General features: G+C 44.9%; 14 protein-coding genes. 11 read left to right on the plus strand and 3 right to left on the minus strand.

The window, feature by feature from the left end; genetic code table 11:
* Positions 1-9: 9 nt before the first annotated feature.
* Positions 10-1,293 (plus strand): FAD-dependent oxidoreductase, encoded by a 1,284-nt coding sequence (locus BMW45_RS21875; protein WP_092248983.1) that lies wholly within the window; start codon positions 10-12, stop codon positions 1,291-1,293.
* The gene (locus BMW45_RS21880) at positions 1,290-3,050 is read left to right on the plus strand and encodes an FAD-dependent oxidoreductase (RefSeq protein WP_092248987.1); all 1,761 of its coding nucleotides are present in this window, start codon (positions 1,290-1,292) and stop codon (positions 3,048-3,050) included. Before BMW45_RS21875 ends, BMW45_RS21880 begins: the two co-directional genes overlap by 4 nt.
* A 91-nt stretch (positions 3,051-3,141) precedes the next feature.
* Here the strand turns inward: BMW45_RS21880 and BMW45_RS21885 are convergent, their stop codons facing one another.
* The 3 genes from BMW45_RS21885 to BMW45_RS21895 are packed head-to-tail and all read right to left on the minus strand — an operon-like array spanning position 3,142 to position 6,103.
* Entirely contained in the window at positions 3,142-4,155 is a 1,014-nt protein-coding gene (locus BMW45_RS21885) for an ATP-binding cassette domain-containing protein (protein WP_092248990.1), read from the minus strand.
* Positions 4,152-4,853, minus strand: a complete 702-nt coding sequence (locus BMW45_RS21890) for a GTP-binding protein (protein ID WP_038281541.1) — start codon at positions 4,851-4,853, stop codon at positions 4,152-4,154. The genes BMW45_RS21885 and BMW45_RS21890 overlap by 4 nt, the downstream gene beginning before the upstream one ends.
* Positions 4,850-6,103 (minus strand): ABC transporter substrate-binding protein, encoded by a 1,254-nt coding sequence (locus tag BMW45_RS21895; RefSeq protein WP_092248993.1) that lies wholly within the window; start codon positions 6,101-6,103, stop codon positions 4,850-4,852. Before BMW45_RS21895 ends, BMW45_RS21890 begins: the two co-directional genes overlap by 4 nt.
* A 107-nt stretch (positions 6,104-6,210) precedes the next feature.
* Here BMW45_RS21895 and BMW45_RS21900 point away from each other — a divergent pair, with 107 nt between their 5' ends.
* From BMW45_RS21900 to BMW45_RS21940, 9 genes are all read left to right on the plus strand, one after another.
* Positions 6,211-6,411: a hypothetical protein gene (locus BMW45_RS21900; protein ID WP_092248996.1), complete on the plus strand. Its 201-nt coding sequence runs from the start codon at positions 6,211-6,213 to the stop codon at positions 6,409-6,411.
* Between the two features lie 40 nt (positions 6,412-6,451).
* Complete coding sequence (gene nirJ2, locus BMW45_RS21905) at positions 6,452-7,465, plus strand: putative heme d1 biosynthesis radical SAM protein NirJ2 (protein ID WP_092251156.1); 1,014 nt, start codon at positions 6,452-6,454, stop codon at positions 7,463-7,465.
* On the plus strand, positions 7,462-8,406 hold the full coding sequence (locus BMW45_RS21910) for an ABC transporter substrate-binding protein (protein WP_166433441.1): 945 nt from the start codon (positions 7,462-7,464) through the stop codon (positions 8,404-8,406). The genes nirJ2 and BMW45_RS21910 overlap by 4 nt, the downstream gene beginning before the upstream one ends.
* Positions 8,393-9,385 (plus strand): FecCD family ABC transporter permease, encoded by a 993-nt coding sequence (locus BMW45_RS21915; protein WP_092249002.1) that lies wholly within the window; start codon positions 8,393-8,395, stop codon positions 9,383-9,385. Before BMW45_RS21910 ends, BMW45_RS21915 begins: the two co-directional genes overlap by 14 nt.
* The gene (locus BMW45_RS21920; RefSeq protein ID WP_092249005.1) at positions 9,382-10,158 is read left to right on the plus strand and encodes an ABC transporter ATP-binding protein; all 777 of its coding nucleotides are present in this window, start codon (positions 9,382-9,384) and stop codon (positions 10,156-10,158) included. The genes BMW45_RS21915 and BMW45_RS21920 overlap by 4 nt, the downstream gene beginning before the upstream one ends.
* A gap of 151 nt (positions 10,159-10,309) precedes the next feature.
* Complete coding sequence (locus BMW45_RS21925) at positions 10,310-12,394, plus strand: sigma 54-interacting transcriptional regulator (RefSeq protein WP_092249008.1); 2,085 nt, start codon at positions 10,310-10,312, stop codon at positions 12,392-12,394.
* A 282-nt stretch (positions 12,395-12,676) separates the two neighbouring features.
* Positions 12,677-13,852 carry a MalY/PatB family protein gene (locus BMW45_RS21930; RefSeq protein ID WP_092249011.1) on the plus strand — a complete coding sequence of 392 codons (1,176 nt, stop codon included), beginning with the start codon at positions 12,677-12,679 and terminating at the stop codon, positions 13,850-13,852.
* 63 nt (positions 13,853-13,915) lie between these two features.
* The gene (locus BMW45_RS21935) at positions 13,916-15,190 is read left to right on the plus strand and encodes a dicarboxylate/amino acid:cation symporter (protein ID WP_092249014.1); all 1,275 of its coding nucleotides are present in this window, start codon (positions 13,916-13,918) and stop codon (positions 15,188-15,190) included.
* Positions 15,191-15,208: 18 nt separating this feature from the next.
* A complete protein-coding gene (locus BMW45_RS21940; protein WP_025232786.1) occupies positions 15,209-15,466 on the plus strand; it encodes a glutaredoxin in 258 nt (85 codons plus the stop codon).
* Positions 15,467-15,535 lie beyond the last annotated feature (69 nt).

Consider the following 15,535-nt stretch of genomic DNA (forward strand, 5'->3'; position numbering starts at 1 on the left):
GTTGAGGATATGAAATATATAACGGAAAATAAGAGAGAGATACCTGTAATACGTGAGGTGGATGTGCTGGTGCTGGGGGGAGGACCGGCAGGAATCGGGGCAGCGGTTGCAGCGGCAAGAGAAGGCGCTGTGACCATGCTGGTGGAGCAGGCAGGAGATGTGGGAGGAATTGCCACGGCAGGACTTATGAGCCACTGGACGGGAAGCACGGAAGGGGGATTTTACGAGGAAATCCTGAGCCGTTCGGCAGAGTTTTCCGGGGAAGGACGGCAGATCATTAATCCTGAGCGCTTAAAGACGGTTTTTCTCCGCATGCTTATGGAGGCAGGGGTAAGTCTCAGGCTGTATACTTTTGCCAGTGATGTTATTATGGAGGGGAATGTGATCAAGGGAGCGATCCTGGAAAGCAAGTCTGGCAGGGAGGCTGTTCTTGCGAAGATCGTCATTGACGCTACAGGTGATGGTGACATAGCGGCAAAGGCCGGGGCTCCCTATTTTAAGGGCAGAGAAGGCGACGGACTCATGCAGCCGGCTACAATCATGTTTAAGGTGGCAGGCGTTGATGAGGAGAGAGGTGTTTTTCCCGGCGGCTTTGAAGAAAGCTTTGACCTTCCCGACGGGGATTTACAGGAGCTGGGGAAGAAGCATCTGCCAGAGCCTGCGGGACATGTGCTCCTTTACAAGACAACGCTTCCGGGAGTGGTCACCTGCAATATGACCAACTGTACCGGAGTGGACGGTACAAATGCCGAGGATCTGACGAAGGCAACCCTTGTATGCAGAGAGCAGATGGAGAAAATAGTTGCTTTCCTTAGAAAATATGTACCGGGCTTTGAAAACTGTTATATCATCAGCTCTGCATCCCTGGTAGGAATCAGGGAAACAAGGCATTTTAAGGGAGTGGAGACCATTCGTCCGCAGGATATCCTGGAGGCCAGGGTATTTGACAACTGGGTGGTGGCAAAGGCCTGCTTTAATTTTGATGTACACAATTTAACCGGCAATGGCCTAGACGAAACCGGCAGTCAAAAGCATTTTCCTCAGACAAAAGGGTATACCATCCCTTACGGCTGTTTCGTACCATTGGAAATTGACAATCTGTATCTGGCGGGAAGAAATATTTCAGGAACCCACATGGCCCATTCCAATTACCGGGTCATGCCGATCTGCGCCAATATGGGGCAGGCGGTGGGGATTGCAGCAGCCATGTGCGCCGCTTCTGAAACAGTGCCCAGAGACCTTGAAGTGAAAAAGATTCAGAGCCGCCTTATGGAATTGGGGGTGAATCCGTGAACACATATCATTATGACTTTGTCGTAGTCGGAGGCGGTATGTCCGGCATCTGCGCGGCCATTGCTGCCGCAAGAAGAGGTGCGAAAACGGCCTTGATCCACGACAGGCCTGTTTTAGGCGGCAATGCCAGCTCCGAAATCCGGATGCATATCTGTGGGGCAGACCATCACATGGCGGTTTCAAATGCCCGTGAAACCGGAATAATAGAAGAAATACTTCTGGAAAACAAGCGGAGAAATCCAGAGATGGTGTATCCGATTTTTGATTCCGTTCTATGGGAAAAGATTCATTATCAGGAAAACCTGACCCTTTATTTAAATACTCATATGACGGAGGTCTTGTGCGATGGTGACAGGATCGAGGCGGTATGTGCTCTGCAGATGACAACCGAGAAAACGTTCCGCATTTTCGGTACTCAGTTTTTGGATGCCACGGGTGACGGCGTTCTGGGGGCTAAGGCGGGAGCGGAGTACCGGATTGGAAGGGAAAGCAGCTCCCAATATGGAGAGTCCCTTGCTCCGGAAAAAGAAGACCCCTATACCATGGGAAATTCCCTCATGTTCAAGGCTCGGGACATGGGACATGAGGTGCCCTTTATAAAGCCTTTCTGGGCCAATACCTATACCGAGGAGCAGCTTAGGCTGAGGGATCACAGTGATGTCACCTCCGGGTATTGGTGGATCGAGCTGGGAGGCGGAGAACGGGATGTAATTTCCCAAGGGGAAGAGCTTCGGGATGATCTGTTAAAGGCTGTATTTGGAGTATGGGATCATATTAAAAACGGCGGAGAACACGGTGCGGAGCGTATGGAACTGGAATGGGTTGGCTTTCTGCCTGGAAAAAGAGAAAGCCGCCGGCTCATAGGAGATTATGTTCTGACAGAAAAGGATTGTCTGGAGAGCACCCGGTTTGATGATGCCGTAGCCTATGGGGGCTGGCCTATGGATATCCATACGGTAGAAGGCTTTTTAAATGAGAGCGATGATCCAACGGTCTGGAACCAGGTAAACGGCATATACTCCATACCCTACCGGTGCTTGTATTCAAAAAACATCCGGAACCTGTTTTTAGGAGGCAGGGCAATCAGCTGTTCCCATGTGGCATTTTCCTCCACAAGGGTTATGGGAACTTGTGCGGTCGTTGGTCAGGCGGTAGGTACGGCCGCTTCCATGGCAGTAAAAAGGAATCTGGGGCCGAGGGAAATCCTTGATTGTGTGGGGGAACTGCAGCAGGAGCTTTTAAAGGATGGCTGCTATATCCCCTTTGTTGTCAACCAGGATGCTGATGATTTCGCCAGGCAGGCAGTGGTGACAGCGACCCACCATATTCCGGGATGTGAGCCGGAAAAGGCGGTAAACGGAGTGGCAAGAACGGTGGCTGAAGAGTCAAACTGCTGGCGTGCAGCCATGGAAGACCGCCCTTCCCTGCTCCTATCCCTGCCAGGGAAGACGCCTATCCGGGAAATATGTCTGGTACTGGATTCCAATTTAAGCAGGGAGATTACTCCTTCCATAAACCAGGGCGTGCTATCCAGACAGAAGTCCGGGCCGCCGTCGGAGCTTTTAAAAGAATATGAAGTGGATATCCTTCTGGAAGGGGAAGTTGTGGAGCATATTGCGGCCCAGTCCCATGGACAGAGACTTCAGCAGCTCTTAATAGGCGGTACGGTAGGAGACACCATCAGGATCAGCCCAATTTCTACATATGGAAGCAGGGAAGCAGGGATCTTTGAAGTGAGGATTTATTCCTGTAAATAAGTATTACGATAGGATAAGCAAAAATCCTGTTTGCCGGAGGATGTCTGAACACTCCCCTGACAAACAGGATTCTTCTTTTCTCTAAATAGTATTATAGTCCTATGTCCAGGGTTTTCGCAGACAAGGTACTTCCCTTACGCAGCTCCTGACGTGCAGTCTGTATCAGGGAATCCATCTTTTCAAGCTCCTCTAACAAGAGCTTTTCTTCCTCGCTGGTATCCAGGACTTTGCTGATACCGCCGTTTTTAATGATGATCCGCTTGTCTGCCATAAGTGCCAGTAGAGGATCGTGAGTTGCCATTAACACGATCTTATCGGAGGAGATCAGTAGCTCAAGAGCCTTTTTACGGTCAATTCCGGCATTTTCGATTTCATCGATAAGAACAATGGGAGAAGAGCTTAAAATAGCAGTATCTGCGATCATCAGGGCTCTGGACTGCCCTCCGCTTAAACTGGTGACAGGAGTGGTTATGTCAAATTTTTCACCTGCCAGATGATTGGCGGCCAGGATGATCTGTTCAATAACAGTTTGGGGATTCTCCACCAGACGGCTTACGGCATGCATCCTTAAAAATTCTTCTACCGTAAGGTCCATAACAAAATTCATGTTCTGGGATAACTGTGCCACCAGCCGGTTGTTGGAGGAGAAACGCCATTTATTATCCGGCTTCTTTCCGTTGATCAAAATGCTGCGGCCTGTAGGCGTATCCTTTTGCGCCGCCCATTCGATATCTGCCAAAAGGCGGCTTTTGCCGGACCCTGTAGGCCCTACGATGGATATAATCTGAGAGGTTTCCACCGTTAGTTCTGTAAAGCCTTCCGGATTGCCGGATTTGTCATTTCCCGCCAGGATTGTCATGGAAAGGACCCGGTTGCTTTTTTCAAGACCCAGAAATGCACTCATCTGTTCTAAGTAAACAGGAAGATTGGACAGGAGTTTTTCCTTGTCAATGGCCTGGTCCTCTAATTCCTCCTCTGTAAAATGTTCTAAATATTCCCGGAAGGTCTTATCTCCATACCCTGCAATATCCAGTCTGTTTTGTTCAAAGTATGAGCTTACAAAGGGATATTCCTTAAGAAGCTGGTCTAAGCTTAATTCCATCATGTCTTATCTGCCCCCAAATTGATTTTTTTAACGTTTCCCATCTGAAATGCTTCTCCGATCCTTGTTTCTCCAAGACAATAGGAGCAGAGAGCAGAAGGCATAGGGAAGCGAAGCTGCATGCCCTGGACGGATTCAATGTTTTGGTTTTCATCATAGAGAAGGCTTCCAAGCTCGTAGGCTCCCTGCCCGGTTAAGCCGTTTACATGCATGGTGACGGCACGGGGATTTACGGAGCTTACACAGGAGGCGAAAACCTCACGTTCCGCCTGGGACACGATATCCCCCTTTGTAATCACCACAAAATCAGCGGATTTTAACATGGGGCCGATCTTTTTCGGAGTATTGATGCCGGAAAGATTGTCAATGACGCAAACTCCCTTGATTTCCTTTAAATAGGGGGAACAGCGGTTGCAAAGACCGGCGGATTCTGTGATGAGTAAATCCAGCTTTTCCTCATTGCCCCAATTTACCACCTCTTCAATATTGGAAGCAAAGAAATGGTCTGGGCATAAGGCACCGGAAAGCCCCTTTTTTACCGGTATACCGGCTTTTTCATAGGCAGCATCGTCATCCGTATAAAGACAGTCAAATTTGACAACACCTACCTTTATATTTCTGCTCTGATAAGAGGCGATGGTTTTTAATATCACAGACGTCTTCCCGGAGGAAGGGGGGCCTGATACAATAATCAGATTCATAAAGCCTCCTTTTCCGCTGCCTGATAAAACAGCTGTTCTGTAGTCTTGATAAGCGCTCCGATATCATGGCTGTGAATATAATCCCAGCCAAGCCACATGAATTTCTGATCTGGTTTTAAGTGGTTGTCTACCAGCGGATTGGTAGAAGGAAATTTCCCGTTAGAGGAAAGGATTTCACCTATTTCTCTGGAATACAGGAAGTCCACAAATGGTTTGACCTTCTCCCTGTTCTTTGTACTTGCCAAAAGGAAAATCGGGCTGATGATCGCACCATCCTTTGGCCATACGGGCCGGAGGGGACTTTTCTCATCTGCCATACTGGCAAAAAAGTAAGGGGAAATCGTAACAGCGGGAACCTTGTTTCCATCCTTTGATATATGGGATTTTACCATCTGGGCCGGATGCATGCTGCGCAAAAGAGACTTTCCCATTTTTTCAATGCCATCATCCCCGTAATACCGGTGGATATGCAGCAAAAATGCGTTGAACATGTCCAAGTCCTTCATTGGCATGCTGACGCTGTTTTCAAATTCAGGCTTCATTAAATCCGCCCAGCTTTCAGGAAACGGACGGTCTCCTAAAACAGCGGTATTCACCATAATAACCGCAGGAACAATGCCGATGATGGCATATTGGTTTTTTGGATCTTTTAAAGAAATGGCGTCATTGTCAAAATCAGGATTTATTTGTTTCATATCAGAAATATCTTCAAAGGTACCGGAATCCCGGTAACGTCCCATCAGGTTTTTATCAAAAAACAAGTCAAAGCCAGCTGAAAGATAGAGATCGGATAAGGCATCAGCGTTGCCGTCTGCGGCGATGATCCGTTCCTTTACATCATCAAGTCCAAGGTTGGCAGATTTTAAATTGTAGTCCACCTTATAGTCCATGGAATCCTTCTGGGAAGCCATCCAGGCTTCAAACTTTTCCAAAAGAGGAAGGCGAATGGGGCAGGGGAGTACCCCTTCAATGCGGATATCACCGCCTTCTTCTTTTCTCGTAGGGGTAAGTCCGGAAGTGAGGTCCGGAAGGTTTTGGTTAATGGTTTCTTCCAGTTTTTCTATAAAAAGCTCCTGATTTAGCTTTCTCATGGATAAGGCCATTTCCAGAGTGACCGTCTTACCAAGGGTGTTGCGCATGATTGGATTGTTTAATTGCTCAAAACCATTTGCAACAAACAGTCCGATTGTTTCGGGGAATTTTTCGGTTATATCGTAAATGGTGTCAGTAATATTTATATAATGTGCCATTTTTCTTCCTTTCTGTATGCGATAAAATTCTGGGTTATTCGATATGTTTATCATAACATATGATTTCCCATTTTGTTGTTGTAATTACAACACATGAGGAACCGTTATTGATACTATTTATTAAAAACTATATTATAACACCTGTTTCCCATGAATGGTTAAAAGAATTTATCTATATTTCCTCTGGTTTTGAATTCGGAACATATAATGGATTTGACTTTTGGAAAGCACTGAAAACAACGTTTTATTTTAATATATCGGTAAAAATCAAAAAATTATGGAATGAAAAAGAGCTGTTGGAATTATGATGAATTAAATGGCTTAAAGAATAGTACAAGGAGAAAGCATATGATCGTTTCGTGGATGACAACAAACCAGTGTAATCTTAAGTGCAAGCATTGTTACCAGGATGCCGGCAGTAAAAAGGCAGATGAATTAACAACGGAAGAAGCCAAAAGGCTGATCGATGAAATCGCCAGGGCTGGTTTTCGCATTATGATATTCAGCGGAGGGGAACCGTTAATGCGCCCGGATATCTATACCCTGGTATCCTATGCAGCCGGTGTGGGCCTTCGACCTGTTTTTGGCACCAACGGTATGCTGATTACGGAGGAAGCGGCTAAGAATTTAAAGAAATGCAAAGCTGCAGTCATGGGGATCAGCCTTGACAGCCTGGATGAACAAAAACATAACGGATTCAGGGGAGATGAAAATGCATACCGGCTGACTTTAGAGGGAATCGAAAATTGTAAAAAAGCCGGCCTGCCCTTTCAGATACATACTACGGTCATGGATTGGAATCAGGAGGAAGTGGAAGATATTATTGACTTCAGCGTGAAATCAGGCGCTGTAGCAAATTACCTGTTTTTTCTGATTCCGGTTGGCAGAGGGAGATATTTAGAAGAAACCTCGCTGAAAGTCAAGGAGTACGAAAGGCTTCTGCAGACTATCATGAAGAAGCAGAAGGAAGTTCCCATTGATATCAAACCCACCTGTGCCCCTCAATTTACAAGAGTGGCAAAGGAGCTGGAAGTTGATACCCGTTTTACCAGAGGCTGCCTGGCCGGACTTTCCTACTGCGTGGTAAGCCCTGTTGGAAAGGTCCGCCCCTGTGCCTATATGGTTGAGGAAGCAGGAGATATCCGCAAAGAACCGTTTGATGAAATATGGAAAAACAGCAGCCTGTTTAAAACCCTGCGCACCCGGAATTACAAGGGGACATGCCGTGACTGCATTTACAAAGAAGAGTGCGGAGGCTGCCGTGCGCGGGCAGGATATTATCATGACGGCGATTATATGGCAGAAGACAGCTATTGCGCTTACGGAAAACAATTATGCAAAGAAGGTGCCTTAATAAATTGAAGAAAAAATCTATGGTGTATGCAGTGATGCTTTTTATGATAGTAAATATGCTTGCCGGGTGCGGCAAAAAGACAGGGGAACCGGCTGCTGTGATGCCGGAGGGATACTGCTTTACCGATGCCCTTGGGCAGGAGGTGACGATCAGGAAAACGGAGCGTGTGGTGGCGTTAATGGGGAGCTTTGCAGAAGTCTGGCTGTCAGCCGGAGGCAGTCTGGCCGGTGTTACGGATGATGCATTTGATGAAAGAGGACTGGAGTTTTCGGAGGAAACTGTATCCGTGGGGAAATATAACAATCCCAATGTAGAAAAAATCATAGCCTTAAACCCGGATCTGGTTCTATTGTCATCAGAAACAAAGGAGCATGCAGCGCTTAAAGAGATTTTAAAACAAGCGGGCATTACGGCTGCCTATTTTAAAGTCACATATTTTGATGACTATCTGTCCATGCTTAAGACCTGTACGGAAATAACCGGAAGAGAAGAGCTGTATGAAAAAAATGGGCTGGCTGTAAAAACAGAGATTGAGGAAATCCTCGACAGGGCAAAAGCTGAGGAGCCTCCCTCTGTTTTACTTCTCATTACTTATTCCGGCGGAGCGGTGGCGCAAAATTCCAAGACCATGACAGGAAACATGTTAAATGATCTGGGTTGTAAAAACATAGCTGACGAGAATCAGAGCCTGTTAAAGGAGTTTAACATGGAGAGCATCGTAAAAGAAGATCCGGATTATATTTTTGTGATCCCCATGGGAAATGACGATACCCTTGCCATGAAGAATTTAAAGGAAAGCATTGAAAAAAATCCGGCATGGAATGGCCTTACCGCCGTTAAAAATAACCGTTATATTCTTTTGCCAAAGGAAAAGTTCCTTTATAAACCCAATGAAAAATGGGCAGAAAGCTATCAATACCTTTCGGAGATTCTATATGGGAAGAAATAATAATGCGAGGCTGCTTATCCTTTTATCAACTGTGGGGCTTGCGGTTTCGGTTTTGCTGGGATTATGTCTGGGAGCCAGTAACATCCGGCCAACTGTTCTCGTAGCTACCCTGTTTGCAGGAGAGCCTGAAGATTTTTTATACCGGATTCTTCTTACGGTCCGCCTGCCAAGGGTCACAGCAGCCTTGCTTGCAGGAAGCGCATTTGCAGTATCCGGTGCGATCATTCAGTCCGTGTTAAACAATCCTCTGGCAAGTCCTAATATCATAGGCGTGAATGCAGGAGCCGGACTTTTTGTTTTGCTGGCATCTGCATTTCTTCCGGCAGACCCGCTCCTCCTGCCTTTGTCGGCGTTTTCCGGTGCCCTCCTTGCCTGTATGCTGGTTCTTGCCATTACCATGACCGGAAGATTGTCAAGGGTTCTGTTGGTTTTGACAGGCTTTGCGGTAAACAGTATTTTCAGCGCAGGAATGAATACGATTATGATTTTATATCCCGATGCCTACGTAGGTGCAGGAAATTTTCTGGTAGGAGGACTTTCCTCTGTTACTTCAAATGTACTTGTCTATCCCTCGGTTTTTATAGCTGCAGGCTTTATTCTGGCACTGCTTTGCTCCAAGGGTTTAAACATTTTAAATCTTGGGGCAGACAGTGCAAAAACCCTGGGAATGAATGTAAATGCCTGCCGTTGTGCCTATTTGGCTATTGCAGCCATACTTGCAGGCGCGGCGGTCAGCTTCGCCGGGATGATCGGTTTTGTGGGCCTTCTGGTTCCCCATGGGGTGAAATTAATGATCGGTCAGGACAACCGGTATGTCATACCCGCAAGCGCTCTGACAGGTGGTATCTTCGTAATTTTGTGTGATCTGCTTGCCAGAACCTTATTCCTGCCCTATGAGCTGCCGGTGGGTATTTTGATGTCCTTGATGGGAGGACCGTTTTTTCTTTATCTGATTCTAAAAAACAGGCGGAAGGAATGATGGAAATTATGATCAGGCTTGAGGATGTGACTTATTCTTATAACAGGCAGCCGCTGATCCATGGGATGGATTTAACGTTTGAAAAAGGAAAGATAACCACCATCGTCGGGCCCAATGGGTGTGGAAAAAGCACGGTGATAAAGCTTTCTTCCCGTCTGTTGCATCCGGATAAGGGAAAGGTATTTTTAGAGAATAAAGAGATCGGCGTTATGAAACGAAAGGAGTTTGCCAGGAGTGTATCTGTGCTGCTTCAAAGCAGCCACATACCGGATATGGCAGTGGAAGATGCGGTAATGTCAGGTAGATATCCACATCAGTCTCCAATCAGTTTCTCTTCTGCCGAGGATAAACGGCTGACGGAATATGCCATGGAAATGACATACTGCCAGTCTCTGCGAAGCAAAAATATGCGCCAGCTTTCCGGAGGAGAGCGCCAGCGTGTCTTTCTTGCCATGGTACTGGCTCAGGATACGCCGGTTATTATTCTGGATGAACCCACAACGTATCTTGATATTAATGTCTCCTTTGAAATTATGGAGCTTATAAACAGTTTAAACAGGAAACTTGGAAAAACCATTGTGCTGGTTTTGCATGATCTTAATCTGGCTCTTAATTACTCAGACCGGCTGGCTGTGATGGAAAATGGAAAGGTGGTCGCTTATGAGGAAGCTTCGGACCACAGGGTTCATCGCTGCATCAGTGATATCTTTAGGGTAGATATCCGGAGGCTGACAGAAAAGGGGAAGTCTTATTATTATTCCTTTAAATTATAATAAGCGTCTGTTATACACCATCCATTTCATACGGAAATGATCGATAGGTATGGCTTTACCTGCCTTTTTTGCTATGTTATACTAAAAGCAGCAGGAGTAAGAAAAGCGTAAGCTGATGTTTGATTCTTTTGTCATCACAGGAAGGTAAAGCATGAAAAAAAGTATTGCAGTTATTGCATTAGACCCTTTTGCGGGAAAAGCATATGCGCAGCAGGTTCAGTCGGTGTTTGAGGAACGGGCTGTTGTACGAAATTATAGCATGATGGATGGAACGGCAGCGAATATGGAACCGTGCGATTTGTATATGGGCTCGACAGATGCTTTTGACGCCATGGGGAATACGAATCGATATATTCCGTCAGATGCACAGCGGATGGAAATTCAGGTTACTTATTTTAAAGAAGCTGTACGCCGTTTGGAAGAGATTCCAAAGGGAACAAAAGTCATTTTTGTTAATATCACTGAGGTTATGGCCAGGGAAGCGGTAACACAGCTGGAGCAGCTGGGGATAACCCATTTAAAGTTTATACTCTATGCGCCGGGAAGCAAGCTGACTGATATGGCAGAGATTGCTGTTACTCCGGATGAAGAGCGTTATGTGCCAAGCGGAATTCCCACAATTATAAATCTGGGACAGAGAACCTGCTCTGCCGATACCATGATTGAAGCCGCCTTCAGGCTGGGGTTTGATGATTTACTGGAAGAAGCCTCGTTTAAACAGTATCAGGAATCGGTATGCACCAATACCTATTATTTTGACCAGATGTTCAACCGTTCCAGGAGATTGGAGAGTCAGTTTGATATTCTCATGGAAGTACTTGATCAGGGAGTGATCGCGGTAAATGAACATGGTGAAATATATGCAATCAACAAAAATGCTGCCGATATCACCCGTGTTCCTGAAAATCTTAGTCTTACAAACATGGGGGAAGAAGAATTCCCTTATATCCCATTCCGGAAATGTTTAGAGGAGAAAAAAGAGACGAATCCTCAAGTAGTGAGGGTTGCAGGAAATCTGGTAAGCCTTTATGTGCGGCCGGTGTTAAGGCGGGATGTCTGTATTGGTGCTTTTGCCATCTTGCAGAAGTTCAATGAGATGGAGCGCCGGCAAAACGAACTTCGGGTTCAATTGATGAAAAAGGGCCAGGGACATAGAGCCAAATATTGTTTTGATGATGTGATTGGAGAGTCCGACCTTATCTTAAAGACTAAATCTATCTTAAATAAAATGGCCGGCACAGAATCTCCGGTATTGTTAATTGGGGAAACAGGAACCGGTAAAGAACTGTTTGCACATTCCGTCCATAATGCGTCAAAGCGCAGGGAACAGCCTTTTGTAGCAATTAACTGTGCGGCTATGCCGGAAAATTTATTGGAGAGTGAGCTGTTTGGTTATGAAGAAGGAGCTTTTACCGGTGCGAAAAAGGGAGGCCGCCCAGGTTTATTTGAGTTCGCACATCAAGGGACACTGTTTTTAGATGAAGTGGAAGGCATGAGCCCTGCGCTGCAGGTAAAACTGCTGCGTGTTTTGCAGGAACGAGAAATTATGCGGGTTGGCGGAAATCAAATTATTCATGTTGATGTGCGGATCGTTGCTGCGACAAATGAAGAGCTTGAGCAAAAGGTAGCGGAAGGTACGTTCCGGCAGGATCTTTATTACAGACTGAACGCATTGCCGGTGTTAATCCCTCCGCTGCGAAAGAGAGCGGAAGATGTATTCTTAATTCTGGATAGTTTTCGTAAAGAACTTGGAGGAAAATTCCGTTTAAGTGATGATATCAAGGAGTTATTTCGCCAATACCAGTGGCCGGGAAACATACGGGAACTGCGTAATGTCGTAGATTATTTGTGCTTTACCGGCCATACCGTCATAACAATTGATGATTTACCTCCGGTTTTTCGTATAGGTAAATACTGCGAAGAGGCGGGTGAGATAAAAGATGCTGAACTGAAACTGTACGCCGCAGATGAGCCGCTTCAGTACCAGAATGCATCGCATATGCCTACCGAACAGGAACGGGTGATTCTGGAAATTCTATACAATGCAGAACGTACAGGACAGTCCATTGGACGGGATAAAATACTGTTGGAAGCGCAGAAGCGCAAGGTAAAGTTGACTCAGCCTCAGGTGCGTAAAATATTAGGCAGATTAGAGGAAAACGGCTACGTAATTGTTGCAAGGGGCAGAGGCGGAAGTAGTATTACTAAAAAAGGAGTCGATTGGATTACCAATTAATTGACTAAGATAATCTGGCATATGACCACATTTTTGTCTATTAACTACTAATTAACAACCAATTAACAACCAAATAATAGACAGTTTACAACCAATTAAAGACCGGGAAGAAAAGGGCTTTATTTCTCGGCAAAGTTCTGCATGATGATTATAAAAGGATAAACGTAGAAAAGGCAGTATTTACAGGCTTTTTCTACGTTTTTATTAATATATTTTCTATTTCATAAAAAGTTGGCATGTGTGTTGCTCTATATATAAATATAAAACTGAAAGGAGCTTCATATGAAGTATAATTTTGACATCGTAGTTGACCGAAGTGAAAATCGCGCTGGAAAATACGATGAGAGGCAAAAAAAGTTTGGTACCGCGGATGTGATTCCGCTTTGGGTCGCAGATATGGATTTCCAAACGGCACAGCCAATCATCAATGCATGCGTAGAAAAAGCAATGGAAGGGATCTGGGGATATACATATCGGCCTGACTCCTATTTTGATGCAATACTTGGCTGGCAATTCCGCAGGCATGGCTGGAAGATTGATAAGGAAAAAGTAAGCTGGAGCCTGGGAGTTGTACCTGCACTGTCTGCAATTGTCAAGGTGTTTACCAGGAAAGGGGATTCTATTATGATTCAGACTCCCGTGTATTCTGAGTTCTACGATATAACAGAGGCATGGGAAAGAAACGTAGTTGAAAACCAACTGGTTGAACAGGATGGAAAGTGGACAATTGATTTTGCGGATTTTGAGGAGAAAGCAAAAGACCCGAATGTGAAAATCTTTCTTTTGTGCAGCCCCCATAATCCTCTTGGGATCGTCTGGACGAAAGAGCAGCTGCAGAAGATGTTTGAGATTTGTCATGCCAATGACGTGCTGATGGTTTCTGACGAAATACATTCTGATCTGGTGTTCCATGGCAAGAAACATATTCCAACCGCTATGATATCAGAAACGGCCAGAGATCATGTCATAAGTTGTATTTCTGGTACAAAAACATTTAATCTTGCAGGATTACAGGCGTCAACGAATGTTTTCCCGAACCTGGAGATGAAGGCGGCTTTTGATAAGTTCTGGATGAATTTAGACATTCACAGGAATAATGCATTCAGCTCCGTAGCCATGGAAGCGGCGTTTAACGAGGGGGAAGAGTGGTTAGAACAACTGCTTCCATATCTCTCTGAAAACTTTGAGTTTATCAGAGATTATTGTGAGAAGTACATTCCTAAAATCAAACCCAATGTACCGGATGCTACTTATCTGGTATGGCTGGATTGCCGGGAATTGGGAATGAATAATGAAAGATTAAGAAAGTTTATGATTGAAGAAGCAAAATTGGGATTAAATGAAGGCTATACCTTTGGCCGGAGCCTTTCCGGCTATATGAGGTTAAATGCAGCATGTCCGAGAAGCGTGCTGGAAATAGCCATGAAACAGCTGGAGGATGCGGTAAATCGTCTTTAAGATAAAGGAATTATGAAAGTCACTTGAAATCAAAATTATGGGGTAAAAAGGAGAAGTGTACTTATGAATAAAAAAGATATCTGGAAAAGCTATCGGTTCCCTATCCTGTTGGTGCTGGGAATCCTGATCGGATCTGGTTTTGGATTGGTTGCAGGTGAGAAGGCTGCAATTGTTAAACCGCTTGGTGATATTTTCCTTAACTTGATGTTTACAATCGTTGTTCCGATGGTTATGGTATCTATTTCCAGTGCCGTGGGAAGCATGGTAAATATGAAACGCCTTGGTAGTATTTTAGTGAATCTTATCGTTGTTTTTATCGGCACTGGCGCTGTCGCAGCTGTGCTGGTTCTGTTTGCAGTGAATATTTTCCCGCCTGCAGCAAGCACATCAATTGCTATGGGGGCATCGGAAGTCGGAGAAGCTACCGCTGTTGGTGACATGATTGTCGGAGCTCTTACTGTTTCTGATTTCCCTGAACTTTTAAGCCGCCAGAACATGCTTCCATTGATTATTTTTTCTGTCATGTTTGGATTCTGTGTAAGTGCATGTGGCGGTGATGAAAGTCCTGTGGGAAAAATGCTTACGAACTTAAATAATGTCATCATGAAGATGGTCAATTTAATCATGAAATTTGCTCCGATTGGTCTGGGTGCATATTTTGCCAACTTAGTAGGCGAGTTTGGACCAAGTTTGATTGGTGATTACGGTCGTTCCATGATTTTGTATTATCCACTCTGCTTAATTTATGTTGTAATATTCTTCCCGTTATATTCCTATATGGCAGGTGGTAAAGAAGGGGTTCGCCGTATGCTGAAATTTGTACCCACTCCTGCATTGACGGCTTTCGCAACTCAAAGCTCAATGGCTGCTCTGCCTGTAAATCTGGACGCTTGTGACAAAATGGGAGTTCCAAAGGATATTAGAGAGATTGTTCTTCCAATGGGAGCGACCATGCATATGGACGGTTCGGTATTATCTTCCATTGTTAAGATTGCATTTTTGTTTGGAGTGTTTCATCAACCGTTCACAGGAGTTGGTACTTATGCAATGTCAATTGTTGTAGCGATTTTATCCGCATTTGTATTATCCGGTGCGCCGGGTGGAGGTTTGGTAGGCGAAATGCTGATCGTCGGTCTTTTTGGTTTTCCACCAGAGGCATTTCCGTTAATTGCAACCTTAGGTTTCCTGTTTGACCCTGCTGCTACCTGCTTAAATTCATCTGGTGATGCCATAGCTTCCATGATGGTAGCCAGAATGGTTGAAGGGAAAGAATGGATTAATAATCACTTAACAAGCAACAACAAAGAATTCGTCGAAAAATCAGATATTACTGCATAAAAGAAAGGATAGAAACTTATGAAAATAACAATTATTGGAAGCCACTTATGTCCAGACACACTGTACGCGCTGAATAAGCTGATCGATAGGAAAGCCAGCGTAGATTTTAAAAATTTATCAGCGGATTTAAAGGATTTAAAAGCATATCTTGCTGCACGTGAATCGGAACCGGCATATGAAGCGGTTAAAGAGAACGGTGGTATTGGAATTCCATTTTTTATTCTTGAAGACGGTACCAAAACCTTAGACTTAGATGAGGTATTGGAAAAACTGTAATATCCATAAAAGGTGAGTGGATTCTGAATTTTAAGAAAGCGGGGTATATAGGAAACTTCCATATAAACC

It is taken from the genome of Lacrimispora sphenoides, assembly GCF_900105215.1.
GTDB classification, from domain to species: domain Bacteria; phylum Bacillota; class Clostridia; order Lachnospirales; family Lachnospiraceae; genus Lacrimispora; species Lacrimispora sphenoides_A.

What these genes read in the sequence shown, in the direction of transcription:
- BMW45_RS21875 (WP_092248983.1), top strand. Translation starts at nt 10, where the DNA reads ATGAAATATATAACGGAAAATAAGAGAGAGATACCTGTAATACGTGAG.
- BMW45_RS21885 (WP_092248990.1), bottom strand. Translation starts at nt 4,155, where the DNA reads ATGATGGAATTAAGCTTAGACCAGCTTCTTAAGGAATATCCCTTTGTA.
- BMW45_RS21890 (WP_038281541.1), bottom strand. Translation starts at nt 4,853, where the DNA reads ATGAATCTGATTATTGTATCAGGCCCCCCTTCCTCCGGGAAGACGTCT.
- BMW45_RS21895 (WP_092248993.1), bottom strand. Translation starts at nt 6,103, where the DNA reads ATGGCACATTATATAAATATTACTGACACCATTTACGATATAACCGAA.
- nirJ2 (WP_092251156.1), top strand. Translation starts at nt 6,452, where the DNA reads ATGATCGTTTCGTGGATGACAACAAACCAGTGTAATCTTAAGTGCAAG.
- BMW45_RS21915 (WP_092249002.1), top strand. Translation starts at nt 8,393, where the DNA reads ATGGGAAGAAATAATAATGCGAGGCTGCTTATCCTTTTATCAACTGTG.
- BMW45_RS21920 (WP_092249005.1), top strand. Translation starts at nt 9,382, where the DNA reads ATGATGGAAATTATGATCAGGCTTGAGGATGTGACTTATTCTTATAAC.
- BMW45_RS21925 (WP_092249008.1), top strand. Translation starts at nt 10,310, where the DNA reads ATGAAAAAAAGTATTGCAGTTATTGCATTAGACCCTTTTGCGGGAAAA.
- BMW45_RS21930 (WP_092249011.1), top strand. Translation starts at nt 12,677, where the DNA reads ATGAAGTATAATTTTGACATCGTAGTTGACCGAAGTGAAAATCGCGCT.
- BMW45_RS21935 (WP_092249014.1), top strand. Translation starts at nt 13,916, where the DNA reads ATGAATAAAAAAGATATCTGGAAAAGCTATCGGTTCCCTATCCTGTTG.
- BMW45_RS21940 (WP_025232786.1), top strand. Translation starts at nt 15,209, where the DNA reads ATGAAAATAACAATTATTGGAAGCCACTTATGTCCAGACACACTGTAC.